The sequence below is a fragment of the Moorena bouillonii PNG genome, assembly GCF_001942495.1.
Lineage (GTDB): Bacteria > Cyanobacteriota > Cyanobacteriia > Cyanobacteriales > Coleofasciculaceae > Moorena > Moorena bouillonii.
In genome coordinates, this window is sequence record NZ_MKZS01000001.1 from 5342366 (window position 1) to 5357161 (window position 14796).

7 protein-coding genes and 1 pseudogene are annotated in these 14796 nt (G+C 41.2%); 7 read left to right on the forward strand and 1 reads right to left on the reverse strand.

The window, feature by feature from the left end; all coding sequences use genetic code 11:
- Positions 1–205: 205 nt before the first annotated feature.
- The 5 genes and pseudogenes from BJP37_RS21730 (at position 206) to BJP37_RS43785 (ending at position 6520) form a co-directional block, all read left to right on the forward strand.
- A complete protein-coding gene (locus BJP37_RS21730) occupies positions 206–1564 on the forward strand; it encodes a D-arabinono-1,4-lactone oxidase (protein ID WP_075901898.1) in 1359 nt (452 codons plus the stop codon).
- 10 nt (positions 1565–1574) lie between these two features.
- The gene (locus BJP37_RS21735) at positions 1575–2834 is read left to right on the forward strand and encodes a Gfo/Idh/MocA family protein (RefSeq protein ID WP_075901900.1); all 1260 of its coding nucleotides are present in this window, start codon (positions 1575–1577) and stop codon (positions 2832–2834) included.
- Positions 2835–3421: 587 nt separating this feature from the next.
- Positions 3422–4315, forward strand: a complete 894-nt coding sequence (locus tag BJP37_RS21740; protein ID WP_075901902.1) for an FkbM family methyltransferase — start codon at positions 3422–3424, stop codon at positions 4313–4315.
- A 645-nt stretch (positions 4316–4960) separates the two neighbouring features.
- A pseudogene (locus BJP37_RS21745) lies at positions 4961–5956 on the forward strand (AMP-binding protein); the annotation flags it as partial.
- Positions 5957–6088: 132 nt separating this feature from the next.
- Positions 6089–6520 (forward strand): AMP-binding enzyme, encoded by a 432-nt coding sequence (locus BJP37_RS43785; RefSeq protein WP_269087128.1) that lies wholly within the window; start codon positions 6089–6091, stop codon positions 6518–6520.
- 315 nt (positions 6521–6835) lie between these two features.
- Here BJP37_RS43785 and BJP37_RS21750 read toward each other — a convergent pair whose 3' ends face one another.
- Positions 6836–7402 (reverse strand): PEP-CTERM sorting domain-containing protein, encoded by a 567-nt coding sequence (locus tag BJP37_RS21750; protein WP_075901906.1) that lies wholly within the window; start codon positions 7400–7402, stop codon positions 6836–6838.
- A 587-nt stretch (positions 7403–7989) separates the two neighbouring features.
- On the opposite strand from BJP37_RS21750, the gene BJP37_RS21755 reads away from it, so the two are divergent.
- Complete coding sequence (locus BJP37_RS21755; protein WP_075901908.1) at positions 7990–9021, forward strand: bifunctional heptose 7-phosphate kinase/heptose 1-phosphate adenyltransferase; 1032 nt, start codon at positions 7990–7992, stop codon at positions 9019–9021.
- Between the two features lie 174 nt (positions 9022–9195).
- On the forward strand, positions 9196–14562 hold the full coding sequence (locus tag BJP37_RS37135; protein ID WP_143727734.1) for an nSTAND1 domain-containing NTPase: 5367 nt from the start codon (positions 9196–9198) through the stop codon (positions 14560–14562).
- Positions 14563–14796: the final 234 nt, after the last annotated feature.

The window sequence follows — 14796 nt, forward strand, 5'->3', positions numbered from 1 at the left end:
TCTGCTGTATCGCTCACTACATAAGACTCTCATGCCTCCTTGTCCCCCTGTTAGCGCAAAAAGTACCATCAAAAAAAAATGTTGACAAAATTTTTGCGAGCAGAAAAACAACTAAAACACTCCAGAATTAAGCGTGGAGTTGTCACAATATTGGAATAATAAATTTATCGGCTCACAATCATTTTTTGCCCGTAAACAAGGAAATATGAATCAAAATAAATTTATCAATTGGTCTGAGCAGTATCAGTGCATACCTACTTCTGTACATTACCCTGCTTCAACTGAAGAAGCTAGAGACATTGTTTGCCAAGTAATGCAACAGGGAACAAAAATCCGAGTATTTGGTTCAGGACATTCCCCAAGCGATATTGCTATGAGTAATCAGGATTTGGTTTGTAGCGATCGCTTAAATCAGATCCTAAATATCAACTATGATAGTCAAACTGTTGTTACTCAAGCAGGAGTTACCCTCAAAGATTTGAATCAAAGCCTAGCAAAATATAGACTAGCCTTGCCCAATCTAGGTTCTATTTCTGCTCAAACTGTAGGAGGTGCAATGGCAACTGCAACTCATGGCACAGGATTAAATTATGGGGTACTGTCAACAATTATTCAGGAAATTACACTGGTAACAGGTTTAGGAGAAGTTATCAAAATCTCCAAAGATGAAAATTATCAACTATTTAATGCAGCCAAATGCCATCTAGGAAGTTTGGGATTAGTCACAGAACTTAAATTACAAGTAACAAAAGAATTTGACTTAGAAGTACGAGAACAACCAGAAACTCTAGAAACTGTATTGGATAAACTACCAGAACGCCTGCAAGCTGACCACTATCGTTTTTGGTATTTACCCCATGCAGATAGGGTGTGGGAGTGGAGTGCAACTCGCAAACCACCTGGAAAAACTGCTCCCAAACAAAATTTTTTCCAACGCTTCCAGAGTTGGTATAGAGAAAAACTTATTGGTTACTATACATTTGAACTGCTCTTATATTTAGCTACTTATAATCAACGTCTGATTCCCCTGGTTAATCGCTGGTACGTTCAACAAATGTTCAGCAAGTCAAAACAGTCACGAGGGAACAGTGTCAGTCAATTCAATTTTGATTGTCTATTTAAACAGCAGGTTAATGAGTGGGCGATTCCTATAGAACATACGGCTGAAGCCATCTTGCAAATTCGCCAGATGATTAAAGAAAAAGACTATCAAGTTCATTTGCCCATTGAAGTGCGCTTTGTCAAAGGAGATGATATTTGGTTAAGTCCTTGTCAGGGTAGAGATAGCTGCTATATCGGGGTTATTACTTATATGCCCTACGGTAAATATGTTGATTGTCAATCCTATTTTGATGACTATGAAAAAATTATGGCTAAATTAGATGGTCGTCCCCATTGGGCAAAAAGGTTCGGGCCTGATGCTGATAAATTAGAAAAAATGTATCCCCACTGGAACGACTTTCAGAAAGTACGTTCTCAACTTGACCCAGATAATATATTTGGTAACTCCTATAGCGATCGCGTACTCGTAAAACCTAAAAAAACGCCTTTGTATTACTCATAAAAATCCGAACATGGGAACAGATATTTTAGTCATCGGAACAGGTGAATATGTCACAGGTTTTGTTCACGGAGCAGCAGCTAATTCTGACAAAAGTGCTGGTGTTGTAGCCTTGGGGCTTTTCGACCTCCGAAGTCGTGGAAAAGTAGAGCAAATTTCCCTCTGTGGACGAGATGGAAAACGTTTTCCAGGGATTCGCCATCATTTTGCCGAACAAATTAGTTCTCGGTATCAGGGAATAGATGCTTCCGTCCATACTTTTCCTGATGACAATGACTATAATCCCCAAGCCTATCAAACTGCTATCGAGAAGATGAAGCCAGGAAGTGGGGTAATTGTAGTGACACCTGATGATACCCACTTTGAGATCGCCATGACTGCTATTCGTCAGGGAATGCACGTTTTAGTTGCTAAACCATTGGTGAAAACTCTAGCAGAACATCAGAAATTAATCGAGGCTGGAAAGCAACATAATGTACTGGTGGGAATAGAGATGCACAAGAGGTTTGACCCCATGTACTCTGATGCACGCGATCGCGCTCGCAGCTATGGAGATTTTAGTTATATGAGTAGCTATATGAGTCAGCCGAGAAGTCAACTTAACACTTTTGGTCAATGGGCAGGGCGCTCTTCTGACATTAGCTACTATTTGAACTCTCATCACATAGATTTATTAGACTGGATGATAGGGGATCGGGCCAGACCCATCCAAGTAAATGCTTTAGCTGCTACTGGAGTCGCCAAGACAGAGTTAGGCATTGATACCGAAGATACCATTACCCTAACGGTTCAGTGGGAAAACATCGAGAGTAGGAATTTAGGAATCTCCATTCATACGGCATCATGGATTGCCCCTAAATCTGACGTTCATTCCCAACAACGGTTTTTCTACATGGGTCATCAAGGAGAGTTACAAGTCGATCAAGCTCATCGAGGTTATACAACTGCAACAGTATCTGGGGGATATGCTAGTATTAACCCCCTATTTATGAAGTACGAACCCTCTGATGGCAAATTTGCTGGACAGGGAGCCTACGGTTATCAAAGTCTTGAAAGATTTGTGGATGCAGTAGGCAGTATTAATGAGGGAAAAGCGGAACCCAAAGATTTTGACAATATCCTAGCGACTGCTGCTCGAACTTTACAGACAACAGCTATTCTTGAAGCTGGTCGTCTCAGTTTAGATAGTGGTGGTTTACCCGTTGAAATTAAATATAGTTCCCAAGAGCTATTAACACCAGAAACTCTCAACCTCAACCTCAACCGCACCTAAATACAATTTTATCATAATGTCGGCAGAAAACCCGAGCCATAACGATAGTTTGGCGTCGTCTGGGAATGACAAGTGGCAAAGTATGGTATCATATTAATACAGCCGATAAACCAAGCTTTCTGAGGGGGTGACATGAGCCATTAAAAGCTTGCTATATAAGGCTTTAAGGCCAATAATTCATGTAAGATCTAGTCCCAAATTAACTCTCGATTCATTTAATGGCAAGCTCAAACCCTTATAACATAGTCCAATGTCAACCCAAAACAGAATGTATCTTTTTGTAACAGATGGGCTGAAATTATTACCCAGTAATGATTTCAGCTTGCATGTCACCCCCCCAGCCAAGCTTTAAAAGTTTAAAAAAATCAATTCAACTCTTACTATTTACAGTCGCTGAGAGGCATAATGAGACTCTAAATGGACGTGGAGGAAGCGTAAATCTACCCCTAAAACGTACTTGCACTGCAAGTGAAGCCCGCCTTGAGTCATTCGTTCAACGCACAGTTGTTTGATTGATGGATAGGAATCGGTGCGCTGTCTTTTAAGAGCAGCGTCAGGAGGATGTCAATTCACCAGATTCAACAACAATGAAAAAGTCACTAGAATTGCCAAACCAACAAAAAATTTATTTCCTCAACGAGGAGGAAGCACTTTTTCTTTATGATGATATTTTTGTCAGACAAAGTTATTTGCAGCATGGGATAACTTTAAAACCAGGTTATACAGTATTTGACGTTGGTGCCAACATAGGTTTGTTTGCACTTTTTGCTCATCAATATTGTCAAGGCAATATCAATCTATTTTGTTTTGAACCAATTAAACAAATTTATAAAATTATGCAAAAAAATATGCAGTTCACTAATGTTATTAGCTATAATTGTGGATTGTGGAACGAAGATAGTAAAGCAACGTTTGATTACTTCCCTCATTACTCATTATTATCAGGAGCAGATGCCAAGTTTAGCCCGGCAGAGAAAAACAACTTTACCAACTTAATTATTAACAACTTAAATAATAAAAATGCAAAAAAAACTAATAATCTCATAACACAAATCATTAAAATATGTCCGTTTCCATGGAAAGCAAGATTAGTGGAATTTATTTTAGAAAAGTTTTTCTTGAAAACCAAACAAGCTAGTGTAACTTTAACGAGTATATCTGAAATAATCAAAAAACATGAGTTATGTCAGATAGATTTAGTTAAATTAGATACTGAAAAAGCTGAACTTAAAATTCTTGAGGGAATCAATTCCGCAGACTGGCAAAAAATCCAGCAGTTGGTTATAGAAGTTCATGACATCCAAGACCGCTTAAATATCATCAAAAATATGTTAGAAAAAGAAGGCTTTGAATGCTATGTAGAAGCAGGTTCACCACCAAAATTTTTAGCTTACTCAATTTTAGGAGTCACTAATCCAGTTTTCACCAATCATTATTCACAAGAATTACTTTATACTATCTATGCAAAAAGAATAAAATAACGATTGTAAATGATGGTGCTAAACATATTTTTGAAAATAAATTGTATAAGTTTATGAAAAACATGAATTTAAAATACTTGATAAAAATATGTTTTTTAATTCACTGTATAACCCCATACGGTGGCTATTACGAATAATCGGAGGTTGGGTATAACGAAGTTATACCCAACAAAAAACCCTTAAAAATGGCGTTAATTAATGGTAATTTTTTTATATAAAATTCAAACAAAATAAGTTTTATGATAGTATTAACCCTGACTATTGAATTTTACTAACGCCCACAAATTGATTTAAAAAATATAAATAAACCTACAAAAGTTAAGTAATCAGTAATTTTAATTAAAAATATAGGAGTTTTAAATTAGCTGGGGTACACATTTTTTTGTGTTAGGGAACAGGGCCTTCGGAGCAGGGAACAGGGAACATGTAAGATCGAAAAAATATTGTGTGTTTCATTAGGATAAAAAGCGCTATATATAACTTTTGTCACAGTTGGTATTAGGGGAATTATCGGTGATGATAAAAATATCTGAACATACTCTTGTTGAGCAATACAACAAATAGGCAAGTTATGAAAGCAAAAGATGGCAAGATTTAGCAGCACAAAACGTCAATAGTTGGGCGGATGTCTGGGAACAATCAGTAGCTCAGTTGTCTCACCGCCCAATAGTTCATGAGGTAGGTTTTATATCCCCTTGGAGCTATCAAGAACTTGATCGCGCAGCCGATAAAATAGCAGAATGGGCGATTTCCTCAAATCAAAAATACATCGGGGTTCACCAAAACAACAGTGCTGTTTTCCTAGCTACTGTCTTGGGATTAGCTAAAGCAGGAATTGTCGCAGTTTTATTTAATGCCAGAGAATCAGATAAAAAATTATCAACTTTAGCCCATAATTCAGGAGTCAAGATTACCATAGGTCAGCCCATCCCATCAGTAGAAACCTATGACCCAAACTGGATTCTTGAACGTTCCTGGTCGGGTCGCACTTCAGCAAAACACCGTCGTCAAGTTACGCTTGATGACCCAGTTGTGATTATCTTTACTAGCGGAACTAGCGGTCGCAGTAAACCCGCACTCTTTAGTCATCGCCGGATGATTGGTGCGGGAATTGCTTGGTCGTTGCGAACAGGGATGTCTTATGACAGTAAGTGTTACATCACTTTGCCTCTCTATCATGGAAATGGGCTAGCTGTGGCTTTTTCTAGTTGTTTAGAAGCGGGAGCTTGTGCTGTAGTCCGCGATAAATTTTCTGTGGGAGCATTTCTGACGGATGTGCGTACCTACAATTGTGATTCAGTTGTTTATATTGGCGAACTGTGGCGTTATCTGAGCAACAGTCCCCAACAACCCGAGGATGCCAAAAATCCCCTGGGCGTTATTTTTGGTAATGGTTTAACATCTCCCCTCTGGGAGCAGGTGATCGAAAGATTTGGGATTGAAAAAGTAGTAGAACATTACGGTGCGACAGAAATGCCAGCATCAGCACTGACAAATTGGACGGGAAGACCGGGTTATTGTGGTTTTATTCCCCCAGACCATCCTGATGCCAACAATGTAGCGTTAGTTAACGAGCAAGGAAAAGTTGTTGCACCGGGAGAAGTTGGAGAGGCTGTGTTGCGGGTTCCGGGTAATTTCTATCGAGGTTATCTTGACCCAAAACTAGATGAGGATAAACTCTGGAGAAATTTATTTGAACCAGGTGACTTGTGGTGGCGTTCTGGAGATTTACTATGTCGAGATGCTGACGGCTTTTTTATGTTTGTTGACCGTATGGGTGACAGCTTTCGTTGGAAAGGAGAAAATGTTTCTTGTGTGGAAGTAGAGGAAGCAATTTTATCGACGGGTAAAGTCCGAGAAGCGGTTGTTTATGGAGTTCCAATTCCTGGTGCATCGGGTAAAGTAGGGATGGCATCTATTTTACCTATTGAGTCTTTGGATGAAGGTGAAACTCTTGATGATTTCTTGACTCACTTGCAAGAACTTTTATCTCCCTATGCTATCCCACACATTATTCGATTAGTTGATCGGCATCACGAAACAACTTCCACTATGAAGATTATCAAAGCTCATCTACAGACTGAGGGGTTTAAGCAAATTGAAAAATATCCACATTTTGCGTTACGTCAGGGTCGGTATGTTCGCCTGAAAAGGGATTGCATTTCGGTACTAGAGTCAGGAAAATTAACTCTAGGTTTTAGGTAAATAATATCAATGGTAGTGGTAAATATGTAGTGAATTAACCAAGGTATGTTAAGGTTTGTCAAGGGTTTCAACTATGGTAGCTACTTCCACGTATTGAAAGCCTCATCAGCTCGAAAAAGAGTAAGCATTCAGCTATCAACCGTTGGCCATTCGCGTAGCGTGGCTAAAGACTATGAATTCCTGGCCGAAAGGCCAGGGAACTGAGATTTAGCAAATGCTTACCTATTTCATTCAAAAGCTGAAGGCTGACGGCTGATAGCTGTTAGCGTAGCGTGGGCGTAGCGCATATGCTTAGGTTTTTTTAGTCTGTTTTTTCTATACCTTTGGCGAAGATGCTATCTTTCTCTGTGACAGCCAGCCTAAACCTAAAAGACTAAGTCCTATAACCGTACCAGATTCAGGTACACTTGCTGGTGGTTCATTTTCAATCCGCCTAAAACTCGCTGTCTCTACGAATTCTCCATCTATCTCGAACACAGTAAAAAACTCTGGAAAACCCGGAGCCGGACTATTACCACCAGTAAAACTAAAATCTTCTGTACTCCAATGTAATTGCTCACCCTCTGCAAACCCTGTGAATATTGACCATACAGGCTCTATGGTTGAATCGGCCTTGGTATAGGTTCTATTGTTGAAAAAAAACTCAATCTCATCTACCGGATAAGTTAATTCGATCACGGGAACATCAGGATTACTAGCAAAAAATTCACTCCTGGTTTCATTGGCGTCATCATAGCTGAACTTACCCGAGAATCCTGCAGCTCCAAACTCATAGGTAATGGTAATAGCTTGGACAGGATTAGTGTCAATCACTGCTAGGCTTAAGGCTGCACCAGTAGTGATTAGTGCTAATTTTTGGCAGATACTTTGTCCTTTAAACATTGATTTATCCCTGTAAATTAGTTGTTGATATTACTGATTTTTCAGTAATCAAATTAAGTCTATACCAAGGGTCAGGAGAATTTATAAACACTACATAAAGTTTACATAAAGTTTACATAAAAATGTGAATAACGGTTGATACTATAGCAATAGGGAATAGGAAATAGGGAACAGGGAATAGAAAAGGGTTGATAAACGTTAAATTTATTAACACAGTTAACAGAATTGATGTCCAAGTAGTTAGTTAAAAACTTGTTAATAAATCCCAAACACATTCTGGTCAACTAATCCGTCAGCCTATGCGCTACGCCCACGCGTGCGCGAACAGCCATTTGCGTAGCGTGGGCAATGTGCAATGCGCAATGGCCAAAGGAGAGCATTTAATAGTTCGAGATTAATGGGAATTGAAAGTCTGGGTAAAAGCTGATACGCGACACGGTGATACGCGACACGCTGGTATTTAAAGTAACAGTAATGAGAAACTAATTAATACTCAACTATAGCGTTGATCACAGTTATCAGGTAAATTAAATCTTATTATCCCGACTCCCGACTCCCGACTCCCTACTCCCTACTCTCTTTGCTCTATGACTGAATTTGCGTCTTTCAAAACTCAACTAGCTGCTTCAGCTCCCCGTTTGTTTGAGCTCATTGATGGTTTTAAGCAATCTAAGGTACTGGTGGTTGGTGATTTAACTCTTGATGAATTTCTCACAGGTGAAGTGGAACGAATTTCACGAGAGGCTCCAGTATTAATAATACGTCATGAAACCACTCGTCAAACCCCTGGTGGTGGAGCCAATGCTGTTTATAATCTGGCTAAGCTGGGAGCAGAGGTTAAGGTAGCTGGGTTTTTGAGTAAGGATCCTCAAGGGCAAGTGCTGCGGACGATGTTTGAAGAGGTGGGGATTGATACTAGTCCGATCGTGATTGATCCAGACCGACCAACTGTGACCAAAAGCCGGATTGCTGGTCATGCCCGTCAGTCGGTGACTCAGCAGATTGTGCGAATAGACCGCAAGTCAGATGAATTGCCAGACCGGGATAAGCAGTTAGAGTTGGCAGCACAAATACAACAGCATTTAGATCAGGTGGATGCTGTAGTTTGTTCTGATTACGGAGATGGTGTGTTTACACCACCAGTGATTGAAGCGGTTTTGTCTCACGACCGCACCATTGTAGATACTCAGAAGGATCTGGACCGTTATCATGGCGCTAGAGTATTTACTCCCAATCTGCCAGAAGCGGAGCGAGCAGTGGGCTATGGGATTAAGAGTTTTGAGGATTTGTTGAGAGCTGGTAGAGATTTGTTGGCACTGACTCAAGGGGAAGAAATTCTGATTACTCGTGGTGAACAGGGCATGAGTTTGTTTGGTCGTGATGGTAAGGTTGAGCATATCCCAGCCTTTAATCGCACCGATGTATTTGATGTAACTGGTGCTGGGGATACGGTGGTAGCAGCCCTGACCTTGAGCTTGTGTCTGGGGGCTTCTTACTGGGAAGCAGCGGTTTTGGGGAATTTGGCCGCTAGCATTGTGGTGCGTCAGTTTGGGACAGCCACCACTAGTCAGGATGAGATGAAAGAGGCTTTACAGGGATTGTTGGAGCTTGAAGAATAAACTATAGCAATTCTCTGTTCGATGCTTTCATCAATAGGTAAAGATTTATTACGAAACTAATAATTTCTGCGTAAAGTCAACAGATTATCTTGAGGAATAAATAGGGAGCATCCCAGTTTTGATGCTGCCAATCAAGGGTATTCAAGTCATCTTTATCAGTGTTTTTAGCATAACATGTTTTCTCGCAATCTCGCCTTTATCACCGGTATCAATAACTACACCAACGGCATTTCTCCCCTGAACACTGCCGTAAACGATGCCAAAAAACTAGTGGAAATTCTCCGCGAGAAGCATGATTACGAAGTCTGGGAATGCCTAGACGAAGTGGCAACTCTGTCTAACTTCCACAAATTTTTATCCCATACCTTACCAGAACAAGTCACTGAAAATGACCGCTTATTATTTTACTTTGCTGGTCATGGAGTCGCTCTCAATGGGGATGATGGCCCGGCGGGTTACTTAATTCCTCAAGATGCTTTACTGGGGGATACTAATAGTTATCTGCCCATGACCAAGTTACACGATGCTTTAAGTCAATTACCCTGTCGTCATTTCTTGGGTATCCTCGACTGCTGTTTTGCTGGTGCTTTTAAATGGTCGAGTACTAGGGATTTACTCACATCGCCAGAAGTAATTCACCAAGAGCGTTATGACCGTTTTATTACTGACCCAGCCTGGCAAATTATTACTTCTTCAGCTTCTGACCAAAAGGCTTTAGATAACTTTAATTTAGATAGTGAACGCAGTCAAGTCGGTAATCATTCCCCTTTTGCTAGTGCATTATTAGAAGCCCTCGAAGGTGGAGCAGATATTTATCCTCCTGCTACCAATGGTAAACCCCCTGGAGATGGGGTAATTACAGCCACCGAATTATATTTATATTTACGGGATCGAGTCGAAATTCCCACAGAAAAATGCCGGATACGACAAACCCCTGGTATTTGGTGTTTAAATAAGCACGATAAGGGAGAATATATCTTTCTTTCTCCGGGACATGAACTTAATTTACCACCAGCACCACCATTGGATGAGTCACAAAATCCCTATCGGGGTTTAAAGTCCTTTGACGAGAAACACAGTTCACTGTTTTTCGGTAGAACATTACTAGTAGAAAAGTTAGAAGATTTTGTCAAAGCTAATCCCCTGACAGTGGTGTTGGGTGCTTCCGGTTCCGGTAAATCTAGCTTGGTAAAAGCCGGATTAATTCCCAAACTACGGCAAGGTAATACCGAAAAATGGTGTATTTTGCCACCCATCCGTCCTGGTGAGACTCCCTTGCAAGGGTTAAATAATGCTTTAAAAAATAGCCAATTACCAGAGGTAGCAGCCCAAAACCCCCAGCAGAACCTGGCAATGAGCATTGATGTTTGGGCGAAAAATAACCCCAACTCTAAGTTATTACTGTTTATTGACCAAAGCGAAGAAATTATTACACTCTGTCAAAACTTAGATGAGCGTCAGGCGTTTTTCCAACAGATACTCACAGCCATAAATACCCATGGGGATAAATTACGGGTAGTATTAACCCTACGCTCTGACTTTGAACCGCAAGTCAGGGATGCTGGCTTAACGTTTGTCCCCACAGACTATAACGTGGGTTTAACTGTGCTTAAAAAGTGTTGGCACAACGGACGATTTATTGTACCAGCGATGACACGAGGGGAACTAAGGGAAGCGATAGAAAAACCGGCTCAAGCACGGGTGATGTATTTTCAGCCCCACGATTTAGTAGAAGAATTAATAGATGAAGTGGCGGATATGCCGGGAGCATTGCCCCTGTTGTCTTTTGCCTTGAGCGAACTTTATCTGAAATACTTAAGGCGACAACGGGAGGAACAATACAGGGGTATTACTATTGACCGGGCGCTGACTCAAGCCGATTATATTGAATTAGGGGGAGTCATGCAATCACTAACTCAAAGGGCTGATGAAGAATATAAGGCGCTAGTTAATAAAAACCCCGCTTATGACCAAGTTATCCGTCATGTGATGCTGCGGATGGTGGCACTAGGTGGGGGTGAGTTAGCCCGTAGGCGGGTACCTTTATCAGAATTGGAATATCCACCAGGGAAAAATGATTTAGTTAAGGAAGTAATTGAGCGTTTTAGCACAGCACGGTTATTGGTGAAAGGACAAGATGCTGAGGGGAATCCCTATGTGGAACCTGCCCATGATGCTTTGGTGCGGGGTTGGCAAAGGTTGCTGGAGTGGAAACATTTAGAGGAGGAAAATTTACTTCTACAACGGCGGTTGACTCCTGCGGCGGTGGAGTGGAAAAATCTTAAAAGCAAAAAACAATCATCCGGTTTTGAAGCCAAGGCTGAAGCTGCGATTAATTGGTTGAATGGGAGACTTGACCTTGCTGAAAACTTTTTTAACAAAATAAACACACTCAAAGATACTCAGTTGGCTCGATTGTGGCAACGGACACCGGAGCAACAAAAAGGTTCGAGAGATAAAACCGTACAATTTCTTTGGAATGCCAATCCTTATCTCGATGTATTGAATAAAGAACTCAATTCTGATGATAACTGGCTGAACCAAGTAGAAGCTGAGTTTGTGCAGCGTAGCGTCAGGCAAAAAAGCATCAATACTCGTCGGAATTGGGGTGTTGCCATCGCAGTTATGCTGGGGTTAGGTACAGGTTTAGTATTATCGACTTATTTTGGCTTAGAATCTCGTAAACAGGCAATTCAAGCAATTAACGCAGCATTACAAGCACAAGCTAATCAGGTCAAGTCTTCCATATTATTAAAACCTACTACAGAAGACTTGATACAAGCTATCGAATCAATCGCTTATATTCAAGATAACCAAAAATCCTTACAACCAACAGTAATCAATGAAATGAATTCTAGCTTCTTGGCAGCTTTAGATAAGGTTCGAGAAAGGAATCGCTTACAAGGTCATACAGATATTGTCACTGATATCGCTTTTAGTCCAGATGGCAAACAGATTCTCAGTGGCAGTTTTGACAACACAGTGCGTTTGTGGGACACAGAAACAGGTCAAACTCTCCATACATTAGAAGGTCATACTGATACTGTCAATGCGATCGCTTTTAGTCCAGATGGTAAACAGATTCTCAGTGGCAGTAGGGACGACACAGTGCGTTTGTGGGACACAGAAACCGGTACACTAATACATACATTAGAAGGTCATACTAATACTGCCACTGATATCGCTTTTAGTCCAGATGGCAAACAGATTCTCAGTGGCAGTGGCGACGGAACATTGCGTTTGTGGGACACAGAAACAGGTCAAACTCTCCATACATTAGAAGGTCATACAGAAGATGTCTATGAGATCGCTTTTAGTCGAGATGGCAAACAGATTCTCAGTGGCAGTGGCGACGGAACATTGCGTTTGTGGGACACAGAAACCGGTACACTAATACATACATTAGAAGGTCATACTAATACTGCCACTGATATCGCTTTTAGTCCAGATAGCAAACCGATTCTCAGCAGTGACAGTTGGGACAACACATTGTTGTGGGACACAGATTCCGGTCAACCTTTCCATATAGAAGATCATACTGATGATGTCTATGGGATCGCTTTTAGTCCAGATGGCAAACAGATTCTCAGTGGCAGTGGCGACGGAACATTGCGTTTGTGGGACACAGAAACAGGTCAAACTCTCCATACAGACGAATTAGAAGGTCATACAGATTTTGTCACTGATATCGCCTTTAGTCCAGATGGCAAACAGATTCTCAGTGGCAGTTTGGACAGCACAACAGTGCGTTTGTGGGACACCAAATCCCGTACACTAATCCATACATTAGAAGGTCATACTAGTTGGGTCAGTGCGATCGCTTTTAGTCCAGATGGCAAACAAATTCTCAGTGGCAGTGACGACGGAGCAGTGCGTTTGTGGGACACAGATTCCGGTACACTAATTCATACATTAGAAGGTCATACTAGTTGGGTCAGTGCGATCGCTTTTAGTCCAGATGGCAAACAGATTCTCAGTGACAGTGATGACAACACAGTGCGGTTGTGGGACACAGAAACAGGTCTTCCTCTCCATACATTAGAAGGTCATACAGAAGATGTCACTGCGATCGCTTTTAGTCGAGATGGTAAACAGATTCTCAGTGCCAGTTCCGACGACACAGTGCGGTTATGGGACACAGAAACCAGTCAACCTCTCCATACATTAGAAGGTCATACAGAAGATGTCACTGCGATCGCTTTTAGTCGAGATGGCAAACAGATTCTCAGTGCCAGTTCCGACGACACAGTGCGGTTATGGGACACAGAAACAGGTCTTACTCTCCATACATTACAAGGTCATACAGAAGATGTCACTGCGATCGCTTTTAGTCGAGATGGCAAACAGATTCTCAGTGGCAGTTCCGACGACACAGTGCGGTTATGGGACACAGAAACAGGTCTTCCTCTCCATACATTAAAAGGTCATACAAGTGCTGTCAATGATATCGCTTTTAGTCGAGATGGCAAACAGATTCTCAGTGGCAGTGGCGACGGAACATTGCGTTTGTGGGACACAGAAACAGGTCAAACTCTCCATACATTACAAGGTCATATAGATGGTGTCTGGGCTATCGCTTTTAGTCGAGATGGCAAACAGATTCTCAGTGGCAGTGGCGACAAAACATTACGGTTGTGGGACACCGAAACCGGTCAACATCTCCATACATTAGAAGGTCATACTACTTTTGTCAATGAGATCGCTTTTAGTCGAGATGGCAAACAGATTCTCAGTGGCAGTTGGGACAACACAGTGCGTTTGTGGGACACAGAAACAGGTCTTGCTCTCCATACATTACAAGGTCATACAAGTAGGGTCACTGATATTGCTTTTAGTCGAGATGGCAAACAGATTCTCAGTGCCAGTGGCGACGGAACAGTGCGTTTGTGGCTGGGTTTAGATTGGCGAAATTTATTAAAAGAGGGATGTGATCAGCTACAATTTCATCCTGACCTCGTTGCGCCTCAAAATAATAAAGCAGGAGAAGTTTGTCTTAAGTATGCTGGTTGGGAAGATAAAGCCAAAGCCGACTTTCTGGTGAGACAAGGTAGGGCTTTTGTGTTACAAAAAGAGCCAAATATCAAGAGTGCTGTTAAAAAATTCAAAGAAGCGCAAAAACTCTATCCTGACATCGACCTCAATCCATATACAGAGGAAATAGATAAAGACCCTAAAATAGTAGCGCACTTGTTAGCCGCACAAGCTAAGGTACTTGAAGGAGCGATACTAGCAAAAGAGGGGAAAATAGAGAGGGCTATTTCTGCCTATCAAGAAGCACAAAAACTTAATCTTGATATTGACCTCAACCCAGATACAGAGGAAATAGACAAAGACCCTAAAATAGTAGCGCACTTGTTAGCCGCACAAGCTAAGGTACTTGAAGGAGCGATACTAGCAATATACGGGAAAATACAGAAGGCTATTTCTGCCTATCAAGAAGCGCAAAAACTCAATCCTGACATCGACCTCAACCCAAATACAAAAGAAATAGATAAAGACCCCAAAACAGTAGCACGAAAGTTAGCCCCAGACTCGGAATAATCACATGCCTGTCCACAGAAGAATGAAGTAGGTACTCAAGCGATGGCCTAAAGGCCACGCTACGCGAACGCCTCATCGGGTACTTAAGCACCTAAACAAAATTAATTACATATTCTTCCCCAAAATTTTCAAGCACTTTTTTGAGATATTCAAGAAAGCTTTTCCAGTTTTCGTAAGCCTCAATTTCAATCCACTCATACTTAATAAATTTCCAGAAAATTTCAATTAAGTTGT

Bases quoted from the DNA above. Each gene is read 5' to 3' on its own strand.
- BJP37_RS37135 (WP_143727734.1), top strand. From the start codon at position 9,196: ATGTTTTCTCGCAATCTCGCCTTTATCACCGGTATCAATAACTACACC.
- BJP37_RS21735 (WP_075901900.1), top strand. From the start codon at position 1,575: ATGGGAACAGATATTTTAGTCATCGGAACAGGTGAATATGTCACAGGT.
- BJP37_RS21740 (WP_075901902.1), top strand. From the start codon at position 3,422: ATGAAAAAGTCACTAGAATTGCCAAACCAACAAAAAATTTATTTCCTC.
- BJP37_RS43785 (WP_269087128.1), top strand. From the start codon at position 6,089: ATGGGTGACAGCTTTCGTTGGAAAGGAGAAAATGTTTCTTGTGTGGAA.
- BJP37_RS21750 (WP_075901906.1), bottom strand. From the start codon at position 7,402: ATGTTTAAAGGACAAAGTATCTGCCAAAAATTAGCACTAATCACTACT.
- BJP37_RS21730 (WP_075901898.1), top strand. From the start codon at position 206: ATGAATCAAAATAAATTTATCAATTGGTCTGAGCAGTATCAGTGCATA.
- BJP37_RS21755 (WP_075901908.1), top strand. From the start codon at position 7,990: ATGACTGAATTTGCGTCTTTCAAAACTCAACTAGCTGCTTCAGCTCCC.